Origin of the sequence: Streptomyces sp. NBC_01428 (genome assembly GCF_036231965.1) — a bacterium.
Classification (GTDB): domain Bacteria; phylum Actinomycetota; class Actinomycetes; order Streptomycetales; family Streptomycetaceae; genus Streptomyces.
In genome coordinates, this window is sequence record NZ_CP109499.1 from 553,676 (window position 1) to 565,230 (window position 11,555).

General features: G+C 71.3%; 6 protein-coding genes. 1 reads left to right on the plus strand and 5 read right to left on the minus strand.

The window, feature by feature from the left end:
- Positions 1–32: 32 nt before the first annotated feature.
- The 3 genes from OG406_RS02285 to OG406_RS02295 form a co-directional block, all read right to left on the minus strand.
- Entirely contained in the window at positions 33–701 is a 669-nt protein-coding gene (locus OG406_RS02285) for a GntR family transcriptional regulator (protein ID WP_164375784.1), read from the minus strand.
- Between the two features lie 290 nt (positions 702–991).
- Positions 992–1,924: an alpha/beta fold hydrolase gene (locus OG406_RS02290; RefSeq protein ID WP_266850184.1), complete on the minus strand. Its 933-nt coding sequence runs from the start codon at positions 1,922–1,924 to the stop codon at positions 992–994.
- A gap of 57 nt (positions 1,925–1,981) precedes the next feature.
- A complete protein-coding gene (locus OG406_RS02295) occupies positions 1,982–3,406 on the minus strand; it encodes an FG-GAP repeat protein (RefSeq protein WP_329183607.1) in 1,425 nt (474 codons plus the stop codon).
- A gap of 274 nt (positions 3,407–3,680) precedes the next feature.
- On the opposite strand from OG406_RS02295, the gene OG406_RS02300 reads away from it, so the two are divergent.
- Positions 3,681–6,008: an FUSC family protein gene (locus OG406_RS02300; protein WP_164375781.1), complete on the plus strand. Its 2,328-nt coding sequence runs from the start codon at positions 3,681–3,683 to the stop codon at positions 6,006–6,008.
- A 58-nt stretch (positions 6,009–6,066) separates the two neighbouring features.
- Here OG406_RS02300 and OG406_RS02305 read toward each other — a convergent pair whose 3' ends face one another.
- Together OG406_RS02305 and OG406_RS02310 are read right to left on the minus strand one after the other, a co-directional pair.
- Positions 6,067–9,198: a GH92 family glycosyl hydrolase gene (locus OG406_RS02305; protein ID WP_329183609.1), complete on the minus strand. Its 3,132-nt coding sequence runs from the start codon at positions 9,196–9,198 to the stop codon at positions 6,067–6,069.
- A 264-nt stretch (positions 9,199–9,462) separates the two neighbouring features.
- The gene (locus OG406_RS02310; RefSeq protein WP_329190616.1) at positions 9,463–11,481 is read right to left on the minus strand and encodes an ATP-binding protein; all 2,019 of its coding nucleotides are present in this window, start codon (positions 11,479–11,481) and stop codon (positions 9,463–9,465) included.
- Positions 11,482–11,555 lie beyond the last annotated feature (74 nt).

An 11,555-nucleotide genomic window follows, 5' to 3' on the forward strand; every position in this document is an offset into this window, starting at 1 on the left:
GCGCCGACGGCACGCCCCACATCAGCGGACCGTCATCCGGGCGTCCGCGGGGGGAAGCGTGTCCTGGCGTCGACCGTATGGGCGCGCATCACCCTTTCGGCGCGAGTGCCGTCGCCGTGGGCGATGGCGGCGATCAGCTCGCGGTGTTCCGCCCAGGCCTGGTGGACGATGGGGGTGTAGTAGCGACGGACCCGGCGTTCGACGTGGACGGCCAGTTCGGCCAGCACGGTGTTCCCCGCCAACTCCCGCACACAGGCGTGGAATGTGGCGTTGGCGTCGACCGCGGCTTCCACGTCGTCCGCCGCGACCGCCGCTTCGCCCGCGGCACACAGATGGTCGAGTCGGTCCAAGCCGGCGGCGGCGGACGAGCCGACAGCGGCCAACCGCGCGGCCTCCGTCTCCAACAGCGCGCGGACGCCGAAGAGCTGGTCGGTCTCGTCCTCGGTCGGCGTGTGGACGAACGCCCCCTTGGCCGGCCGGAGATCGACCCAGCCCTCGGAGTTGAGGCGCTGGAGAGCCTCGCGCACCGGCTGTCGTGAGACACCCAGGTGGCGGGCGAGTTCGTCCTCGATCAGGTGTCGGCCGGGAGGCAGCGCCTGCGAGCTGATCAGTTCCAGCAAGGCCTCGTACACGCGGTCGCGCCGCGGCTCCGGGCGCGCCGGCCCGGGCAGTGATCCTCGGGACAGCCCCTCGAACACCATCTCGGCCTCCCCTGATCCATCTCGCTCCCCCAATCTAGGCACCTCGCCAGCCCGGGGAAAGGGCCTCGTCCCGACCGGCTCCCGAGATGCGCCGCCCGGAGGGGAAGGGGCGGCTCAGCCGTTCGTACCGACGGCGAGCCAAGAGCAAGCGCGGCCGTCCGCAAGCAACTGGAGCTGCTGGACCCCTCATGGCCGGTGGGCGCGGAGCCTGAATAGACCGCGTCCGCCCGCCCGTTCAGGACGCCGCCCTTCCGTACCGTGCGAGGACGGCGGCGCCGGCCACCGGCCCATCATGACGGAGGCGTGGGCGCGTCGGCGGCGCGGTCCGCCACGAGACGGATCGCCGCGATGGTGAGGTCCGGGTCGTGGAGCATGACGTAGTGGTCGCTGCCCGTCGCCAGAATCTGCGGGGTCTGCGGCCGGAGGCCCACCAGCGCCTGCTGGGCCTTGGGCCAGGCGGCCTCCAGCTTCTTCAGCAGACCCTTGTCCATGCCGGGCGGGGCGGCGAAGGGTGCCGTCTTGCTGAGCACCGCGAGCGGCACCGGGGGCAGTGGGCCACCCCGCTGGATGTCCGTGACGCCGCCGTCGATGTCGACCTGCTCGAAGTCGGGGTTGTTGTCGAAGGCGGTGCCAGGGTGCCGCAGCGCATCGACGTAGGCGGGCCAGGCGTCGCCCATCGCGGGCTTCAGTCCGGGTCCGAGCGCGTCGACCAGGACCAGGCCGCGGGTCTTCTTCGGGTGCTCCTGGGCGTAGCGCAGGGCGATCATGCCACCGAAGGAGTGCCCCACCAGCAGGTACGGTCCCGGCACGTGGCCCGCGGTGAGTACACGGTTCAGTTCGTCGACCATGGCGGGAAGTTTCCGGGTGCCGCGCTCGGGTGTGGTGCGGGTGGTGAGCGCCGGCGGCTGCGAGTAGCGCAGGGTGCCGGGACGGTCGTAGGTGCACACGCGGGTGAAGCGGGCCACGCCCGGCAGCACCGGGGTCTTCGGGACGGGCGGTTTGACGTCGGAGAGCGACCACGGGTCGGATGATTCGTGCAGTCCGGACACCAGCACGACCGTGGGGCTCCCGGATCCCGAGCAGTGGAGGTACACGCTTCGCCCACCGCCGACGTCCACCTGCTGGTCCGTGTCGCCGCCGGCCGATCCGGGAGTGGCGGCGACCAGCAGCACGACGGCCGCCATGGCCGCCACGCCGCTGGACGCACGCCATCGGCATCGCATACCTCCAGCGTCCTCTTGTGACCGCGGGCTCGCATCCGGGAGCGGCGGCCCGCCCGGTCAGCGGCCGAACGTGTCCGCGAACCTGCGTCCGTCGACGACGGGGTAGCCGAAGTCCGTGGCGTTGAAGGCGGTCGCGGACGTGCTCGTCAGACCCGTGGTCGAGCCGCGCAGCACCCACGCCGCCCCGTCGTCGTATCCGCCCGGCAGGACGTCCTCGCCGTACGCGCCGACCGCGAGATCCGCCTTTCCGTTGCGGTTGATGTCGCGCAGCCTCACCGACGAGCCGAAGTGGTCCCCTGCCTCGGCAGCGCCCGGCACACCCGGTGTGGCCTGATGGAAGGACTGGGCTCCGCTCGTGCTGAGTCCGTTCCAACTGCCCTTCAGGAGAACGATGTTGCCGACGTTGCGGACGCCGTCCACCGTCTCGTTCGGGGCGCCGACGGCGACGTCCGCGCGTGCGTCGCCGGTCGCGTCCCCCACCGCGACCGCCGCGCCGAAGTTGTCGTACGGCTCGTCGGTGCCCGGTACGCCCGCGCTGGCCTGGGTGTAGGTCTTGCCCGTGACGGGGAGTCCCGTCGAGGTTCCGTACCTGACGGTGAACGAACCGCCCTTTCCTGCGCCGGTGTTGCCGGTGACCAGGTCGTCGTAGCCGTCGCCGTTGATGTCTCCGCCCGCGACGGCTGCCGAGAACAGGGTGCCGCCGGGGGTGTCGCCCGCGGCCAGGGCCGAGTAGGAGAGGCCGATGTCCCCGGGGCCGCCGCGCAGGAGGCCGAGATAGGCGGTGGAGGTGGTGCCGCTCGCGTTGTCGATCCTGCCGTGCACCACGAAGTCGTTGCCGTCCGTGGCGGAGAAGCGGCCGGCGACGACCCCGTCCAGTCGCACGCCGGGCGGCAGGAAGTCGACCTCCGGGGCCAGCGCGCCGTCCTGGGTGGGCTTTCCGTCGCCGTACCACCAGAAGGTGTCGTCGCCCACGACGACGAGGTTCCCGCCGCCGTCGCCGTCCAGGTCGGCGAAGGCGGCGCCCTCACCGAAGCCGGACGCCTCACCGGTCGGGGCGGTGAGTGACATGCCGCCCGACGTGAAGGGCTTCGCCCCGCCCCAGATGATGGTGACCGAGCCACGGGGCTTGCCGGTGACCTCCTCGCCGGGCGCGCCGACGATGAGGTCGGCGTAGCCGTCGCTGTTGACGTCGCCGCTGGTGACGTTCTCGCCGAACCGGTCCACGCTCTCCGACACTCCCGGGACGCCCGGGGTGTCCTGGGTGACGTTCACCGAGCGGGCGGGGCTGACTCCGGATGCCGAGCCGAAGACCACGGTGACCGTGCCCCCGCTCGCCTTGGGGGTGCCGATGGCCAGATCGCGGTAGCCGTCCCCGTTGAAGTCGTAGGTGAGCACGGCCGGGGTCCCGACGGCGGCCGGGGCAGCGAGCCCCGCGACGGCGAGGGCGACCGCCGTCGCGACGGCGAGAGTACGTGCGCGCAAGGTGACGCTCCCTGTCTGTGGAACTGAATCGCCGCTACGGGCTTCGGTGACCTAGGACTCCACGGATGACCAAAGGGTTGTACGCGCGCGTCGACAAGGTGAACGCGTCGCGCGGGCGCCGCCGTTGGCCGAGCGGCGAAGGGGCGGCGAGACCGTGAGCCGGCCCCGGGAGTGGTCACACGACCCCCCTGACACCCAAGCCTGACGTGCGTTCATCGAACGAGCTGTCAGAGTGACGTCCTACAAGCCGAACATGCCCGGGGAGGCATCTGCTGTGAACACCGTGCGGTCCCTGCTGCGGCGCGACGCGGGTTACGCCGCGCTCCGGAGGTCTGTCAGAGCCGCGATCGTCGCTCCCGGCCTCTTCGCCCTGACACGGGCGATCACGGACAGCCCCGTCGTCCCGCTCTTCGCCGCCTTCGGATCGATCGGGCTGCTGCTCTTCGTGGAGTTCGGGGGGCCCATGCGCGACCGGCTCACCGAGCAGTCGGCGTTGATCGTGACGGGCGCGGTGCTGATCTCGCTCGGGACGCTGGTCTCCCGCGAGGTGTGGCTCTCCACCGTGGCCACGGCGGTCGTGGCGTTCCTCGTGCTGTTCTCCGGCGTGGTCAGCTCGGCGCTGGCGGGTGCCTCCACCTCACTGCTCGTCAGCTTCATCCTGTCCACCACACTGCCCGGTTCGGTCGACGCCATCCCGGACCGGCTCGCCGGTTGGGGTCTTGCGGGTGTGGCCTCGCTCCTGGCCATCCGCTTCCTGTGGCCGTCGCCGGTGCGCGAGCCGCTGCGGACCGCCACCGCGAGCGCGTGCGGCGCGCTCGCCGCACAGCTCAGGGCCGAGGCGGACTGTGTGCTGCGCGGCTTCGTCACGGCCGACCGCACGGCCCTCGGTTCGGTCGTGGACGAGGCGAAGGGCGCGGTGACGTCACTGCGGGACACGTTCTTCGCCACCCCGTACCGTCCCACGGGCCTCTCCACATCCACGCGCGTCCTGATCCGCCTCGTCGACGAAGTGCTGCTCCTCGCCACGATCCTGGACCGCGCTCCCGTGGGAGAGAAGACGGGCCCCACGGACGTGATCGTCTGCGGAGTGAAGACGGCCGCCTCGGATCTGCTGCGGGCGAGCGCGGAGCTCCTGGGCGCGACGGACGACAGCGACCCCGGCGGGCTGGCCCCGCTGCAGGAACGGCTCGTCCAGGCCCGGTCCACGATGGAGAACGCCGTCACCGCGTTCCGGCCGATGACGGCCACCGGGCACGACGCGGAGCGGAGTCCCGCCGAAGGCCGGGGCGAGCGGACCGCGACCCGGTTCGTGAGTTCCCTGGAGCCGAGTTTCCGCGCCCAGGAGATGAGCTTCGCCGTGTCCGCGATCGCGAGGAACGTCGACCTCGTCCTGGCGGCGCGCCGGCGCACGCTGTGGCAGAAGATCACGGGGCGGCGCCCCGAAGGTGCCGCCTCGACGCTGGCGTCGGCACAGGAACGCGCGGGCGCGCATGCCGAGCGGCACTCGGTGTGGCTGCACAACAGTGTGCGGGGCGCGATCTCCCTGGCACTCGCCGTCCTCGTCGCGGAGTTGTCGGGAGTGCAGCACAGCTTCTGGGTCGCCTTCGGCACGCTGGCGGTGCTGCGCTCCAGTGCCGTACTGACCGGACAGAACTCCCTGCGGGCGATCGCCGGTACCACCGTGGGCATCGTCGTCGGCGGCGGACTCATCTACATGGTCGGGTCCAACACGACGTTCCTGTGGATCCTGCTCCCGATCGCCGTCCTGTTCATGGGTTTCGCCCCGGCGACCATCTCCTTCGCGGCGGGGCAGGCCGGGTTCACCGTCTCGATCCTCATCCTGTTCAACCTCCTGCAGCCGACGGGCTGGACCGTGGGCATCGTGCGCATCGAGGACGTCGCGATCGGCTGTGCCGTGAGCGTCGTCGTCGGTCTGCTGTTCTGGCCCCGCGGCGCCGCGTCCGTCCTCGGTCACGCGCTGGCGGAGGGGTTCTCCGAGAGTTCCCGGTATCTGCGCAGCGCGATCGACTACGGCGTGACGCGCTGCGACGGCCTCGTGCGCACCGCTCCCGTTCCCGACGCCGAGCGGTATCGCGCGGCGGGCGCCGCACGGCGGCTGGACGACGCCTTCCGGGGGTTCCTCGCCGAACGGGGCACGAAGCACCTCTCCCTGACCGACGTCACGACCCTGGTGACGGCGGTGGCGGTGCTCAGGCTGACCGCCGACGCGGTGCTCGACCTGTGGGAGAGGGAGACGCCCTCCGCCGCCGACCGCACCGCCGCGCGCGCGGAGATCGATCGTGCGGGGGACGTGCTGGTGACGTGGTTCGAGACGACGGCCCAGGCCCTGACGGGTGTCGGCGAGGTACCGGAGGCCAGGCTCAAGGACACCGCGGCCGACGAACGACTCATCGGCGCTGTCGAGCGTGACCTCGGCGACGAGGAGAACCGGCGTTCCTCGACCGCCATCAGGGTCGTGTGGACCGCGGACCACATCGAGGCCGCCCGACGTCTCCAGCAGGGCGTACTGGGTCCGGCCCGTGCTGTTGCCAGGCTGCAGCGGGAACACAACGCCCGTCTCAGGCTGTTCCGGCCGTCCTAGCAGACTCCTCGGCCTTCGTGGGCCGGAGTCGGTCGCCCTCCTCCGGCCCACGGGGACGTCAGCCGAGTCCCACCGAGAAGATGTGCAGCTCTCCCTCCTTGGGGAGGGTGACGGACTTGATCTGCTTGCCGTCCGGCACCTCATAGGGCTTCGTGGCGAAGACGAACGCCGCGTCGCCCTTGCCGCCCGCGCTGTTGCGGTACTCCGTCCTCGCCACGACGGTGTTTCCGTAGACCGGATCCGTCCCGCCGCCGGGCCGGGTCCAGTCGCCGAAGGAGAGATCCGCCTCGGCGGTCGTGCCGTCGGTGAAGGTGACCGTGGCGCTCGCCCGGTGATCGCCGTTCGTGGCCGAGCCGACGAAGACCAGGCGTGTGGCGTCCTTGGTGTCGGCGGCGAGGTCGAGGCGCTGTCCGTTCGCGGTGATGCTGTCGGGGCGGCCCTGGGGCGGGCCGGGCCAGACGAAACGCGTGCCGGAGACGTCGACCGCCGCACCGCCCTTGAGACCGGCCGCGGCCAGCGCCTGCCGCGAGTAGCTGTTGCCCGCCCCGTCGAGATCGGCGCCGGCCGGCAGGTCGTCGCTCGACACGCCGACGACCCCGTAGGCGCCGCTCAGGGCGGCGGTGACACCGCCCTCCTCGGCGACGAGGACGATCACGGTGCGGTGGACCGTGTCACCGCCGCGGCCCCGGACGGTGAACGGCACCTCGTAGTAGCCGGGGTCCGTCCCGGCCGCCGCCTTCACGGTCACCTCGGAGGTACCGGAACCCGTACCCGTCGCGAGGTTCATCCTGCCGCCGGACACCGCCAGCCCCGCCGGAGCGTCCGCGGCGACCGTCAGCGTACGGTCGCGCCCGGCCAGCCGCTGCCCGTGCACCGTGAGCTTGGTGCCGTCGCCGCCCGGTGACACGGTCACCTGGTTCCGGGCCGCGTACGCCAGGAAGTCCTGCTCCCCTTCGCGGTACGACGGCGGCGCCGCCTGCGGGGAGGTGGCCCAGGTCTTGTCCGGTGTGCCGGACAGATCGAAGTCCAGTCGGCCGCCCTTCGTCACCGCGGACTTCGGCAGGTACGTACGTTCGTAGTCACGGCCGTCGAGTCGCAGCCCGTGGACGTAGGGTGCGCCGGCGGCCGCTCGCGGAGCGCGCAGGTCCAGGTCCCGGCCACCGCCGGGAAGATCCACGACCACGCGGGGGAAGAGCGGGCTGTGCACCGACAGGTCGGCGGTGCCCGGTGTGGCGGGGTAGAGCCCCATGGCGGCCCAGACGTACCAGGAGGACTGGGCGCCGAGGTCGTCGTTGCCGGGCTCGCCGTCGGGGGTGGGACGGAACAGGCCGGTCGCGATCGAACGGACCTTCTCCTGCGTCTTCCAGGGCTGCCCGACGTGGTTGTACACCCACGGAACACCGAAGTCGATCTCGTTGCCCGCCCACATGAACGGCTCGTTGGGCCCGGCGTTGAGTTTGCCGAAGAAGGTGTCGAGGCGCTGCGCCGCGGCATCGCGTCCGCCCATGGCCTGGATCAGACCCGCTGTGTTCTGCGGGACGAGCCAGTTGTACTGGGCCGCGTTGCCCTCGTCGAAGCCGTCCTGGCCGAACTTGCCCTCCGGGGGCGGCTGGTAGCCGGGGCCGTCCGGGAAGAGACCGTCCTCGCCGCGCGGGGAGAGGTAGCCGGTCGCGGGATTGAGGATGTTCTGCCAGTTCTGGCCCCGGCGGGTGAAGGCGCGCGCTGTGTCGTGGTCACCGGCGGCCTGCGCCAACTGCGCGATGGCGAAGTCGTCGATCGCCCATTCGAGGGTGACGGAGGCGCCGACGCGCGCGTGGTCCCCGCGCACGGTGCTGTTGTTCGCGTAGCCCCGCTCCATGTAGTCCTCGACGCCCGGCCGCTCCTGGTAGGCCCCTGGCGTGTGGTCCACCGATGTGGCGCCCTTGACCAGGTACTTCACGGCCGTCTTGAGGTCGAAGTCGCGTGCCCCGTAGGCGTAGAGGTTGGCGATCAACGGGACGGAGTTGTCGCCGGTCATCTGGCCGGTGTAGTCGTTCGCGAGGGGCCAGCGCGGCCACCAGCCGCCCTGCTCCGCGTCGTTGACGAGCGACTGGGCCATGTCACTGGCCTGCCGGGGGAACAGCATCGCCTGGAGCGGCGCGAGGGAGCGGTAGGTGTCCCAGTCGGAGAAGTTGGCGTACTGGGTGCGCCCCTCGGGCAGTGTGCGGACCTTGTCGTCGAAGCCGATGTAGCGGCCGTCGGCGTCGTCGAAGGTGTTCGGGTGCATCAGTGAGTGGTAGAGGAAGGTGTAGAACATCTTCCTCTCACCGGCCTCGCCTCCCCCGACGCGGATCTTCCGCAGCGCCTGCTTCCACTGGTCGCGGGTCTGCCGGCGCACGTCGTCCTGGTTCCAACCGGGTATCTCCGCCGCCATGTTGGCCTCGGCTCCGGCCACGGAGACGTACGACATGGACACCTTGGCGCGCACCGTGCGCTCTGCGCCCGTGTCGAAGGTCAGATAGGCGCCTGCCTTCGGGGCGTCCACCGCGTTGCCGCCCGCCGTAACGGCCTTGCCGTCCCAGGTGCCGTGCGCGACGAACGGGCGATCGAAGGTGATCGCGTAGTGCACGGTGTACTCGTTGCCCTTGCCGCAGAAGTTGCCCGTGGTCGCGGATCCGGTGACCTGGCGGTCTCCCGAGATCTCCAGATCGGCCTTCTTGTCGCCGGCGAGGCTGCCGCCGCCCTTGACGAGGACCTGCGCCTGCTTGCCCGTGCCGGCGGGGAAGGTGAACGCGGCCAGGCCGGTGCGGGTGGTGGCGGTGAGTTCGGTGCGGACCTTCGCGTCGCCACCGGTGGTCACGGCGTAGTAGCCGGCCTCCGCCTTTTCGTCGGTGTGCGTGAACGGCTCGGTGCGGTCCCACGGCGCGCTGCCGATGTCCCCCGCGACCGGCAGCAGCGGCACGTCGCCGAAGGCGGTACAGCCGACGGAGGCGTGGTTGAGGCTGAAGCCCTTGATCTTGCTGCTGTGGTACTGGTACCCGGCGTACGAGCCCTCCGTGTCGGGCGAGAACTGCATCATGCCGAACGGGGCGGACGGACCGGGGAAGTTGTTGATCTCGCCGACCGACTCCCCTCCGTTGCCCGTTCCGATGAGCGGGTCCACGAACTCCGTCGGATCCTCGACGAGTTGAGCGCTTCCCGGCTTGGACAACGTTGTCAGAGTGGCGGAAGCGACTCCTCCCGATCCTCCGACGAGCGCCGCCACGGTGGCGGCTACGACTGCGACGTGCGTTCTGAAACGTGTCACGTGCGACTCCTGTGCAATGGCGTCCCGGCCACCACACCGTCGGTCATGCTCGCGCCAAGGTCAAGAGGCGTGCGGCGTCCGCGCGTTGGGCGCCGCACGCCGGCCCGCCGGATCCGGCGGCCTGGACCAACCGGCGCCGAGCAGCCTTCCGGGCCACGAAGACCGAGGTCAGGAAGGCTGCGGCCCGTGCAGCACGAGGGCGAGGCCGTGTTCGGCGTCGTCGCTCAGCGCGTCGTGGAAGGCCTTGTCGTAGGCGTCGCCCCCTGCCGCGTTCCGGGCCTGGAGCTCCCACAGGTCACGGACCTCGGCGAGCTCGGGGGTGCCGCGGCCGGGGTGGCCGAGCATGCGCCAGAAGGTGTTGCCGGTACCCGATGTGCGGGCGGCCTCGACGCCGTTGCCCTGCACCGCGTTCGCTCCGGTGAGCAGGTCGAGGGCGAGGGCGATCCCGAGGTTGTCGTTGAGGTTGTGCTTGCTGGCGAGCATGGCGCGGGCGTGGCGTTCGGCGTCGTGCGCTCGCCCCTGGAGGAGGTCGATGAAGGCGAGTTGGTGGAACGCGTACGACCGGGCCCAGTGCTCTCCGTACTGGAGACTGAGCCGGCGCAGGCCGACGGCCGCGGCATAGGCCTCGTCCAGCCGGCCCAGCGCGGAGTCGGCGAAGGTCCGGATGACCATGCAGCAGAGCTGCGGCGCGCCCGACGGGGGCGAGGTGCTGTGCGCGGTCAGGGCCTCGTCGCTCACGTCGTACGCGGCCTGGGGGCGGCCTGCCATGAGGTGGGTGAGACCGAGGGTGTGGGCGGCGAAGAGCCCCGACTGGGCCGTGCCGTCCTGCCGCGCGGCACTCGCGCACTCCTCCCCCACGCGCAGGGCGGTCTGATGGTCGCCCTGGAGCGTGAGGGTGATGCCGAGGGCCCAGAGGGCGCGGGTGCGGGAAGGGCTCTCGGGTGTGTCGAGGGCCAGGACGCGTTCGAGGTAGTCGCGGGACTCGTGGAGGTGTCCGCAGCAGGGCCAGAACAGGCCGGTTCGGCCGGCGGCGTCCAGGGCCGCGTCGGGGTCGGTCTCGATGAGGTGATCGAGTGCGGCGCGAACGTCGGGGTGGCTTGCCGAGATTCGCGCGTACCAGGCGACCTGCTGGTCACTGAGCCAGCCGGCGTCCGCCTCCGCCAGCACCGTGGCGTAGTGCTCGGCATGACGTCGGGCGAGGGTGTCGTCCTCACCGAGTTCCGCGAGCCACATGGCGCCGTACTCGCACAGCGTGTCGAGCATGCGGTAGCGCGTGCCGTCCCGCTGGAGCACGGACTGGTCGACCAGCCGGTCGAGGAGCCCTGGGATGTCGTGGGCGTCGAGCGGGCCGCCCGCGCAGACGGATCGGGCGTCCGACACGTCGACGGGACCACGGAACACGGAGAGCCGCGCCCACAGCAGTCGCTCGATCGGGGAGCACAGTTCGTGACTCCAGCCGATCGCCGTGCGAAGGGCCCGGTGGCGCTGGGGCCACACCGTCTCGTCGACGAGGGTGTCGAGCCGTGACCCGAGCCGGTCGGCCATCTCGGTGAGACTGCTCTCCCGCAGGCGGGCGCAGGCCAGTTCGACGGCCAGCGGAATGCCCTCCAGGCGGCGGCAGATGGCGGAGACCACGTCGGCGGAGCCGGGAGAGTCGAGGGACACCGCAGGGGCGGCCGTGGCGCAGCGTTCGCGGAAGAGGCGTACCGCGTCGCCGTCTCCGCCCGCGTCCATCGAGAGCGGGGCCACTTCGACACGGTGTTCACCCTCGACGCCGAGGGCCTGTCTGCTGGTGGCGAGGACCGACAACTGAGGTGCTCCGGGCAGGAGTTCTCCGATCAGGTCGTGACAGGAGTCCAACACTCTTTCGCAGCAGTCGAAGACGAGCAGGACCTGTCGGCCGGTCAGCCACTCGGCCAGTGCCTCGACGGGCGCCCGCGGGTTGTGGTCCAGGAGATCGACCGCGTCGCAGACCGTCGAGGTGAACAGTCGGTCGTCGTAGAGGTTCGACAGGTCGACCCACCAGACCCCGTCGGGATAACGACCGCGCAGCCGTTCCGCGGCGCGCAGGGCCAGTCGGCTCTTGCCGACACCTCCGCCACCGGTGAGGGTGACGAGGCGGTGCCGGGTCAACGCCGCTCCGACCTCGTCGAGTTCGCTGTCGCGGCCGACGAAGCTGGTCGTCATCGCCGGGAGGTTGCCTGCCACGGAACCATCCTGCCCGGCCCTTGGGCGTCGCTGGGGGTGGTTGCGGGAATCGG

Excerpts from the sequence above, each read along its gene's own strand:
- OG406_RS02285 (WP_164375784.1), bottom strand. The coding sequence starts at position 701 with ATGGTGTTCGAGGGGCTGTCCCGAGGATCACTGCCCGGGCCGGCGCGC.
- OG406_RS02290 (WP_266850184.1), bottom strand. The coding sequence starts at position 1,924 with ATGCGATGCCGATGGCGTGCGTCCAGCGGCGTGGCGGCCATGGCGGCC.
- OG406_RS02310 (WP_329190616.1), bottom strand. The coding sequence starts at position 11,481 with ATGACGACCAGCTTCGTCGGCCGCGACAGCGAACTCGACGAGGTCGGA.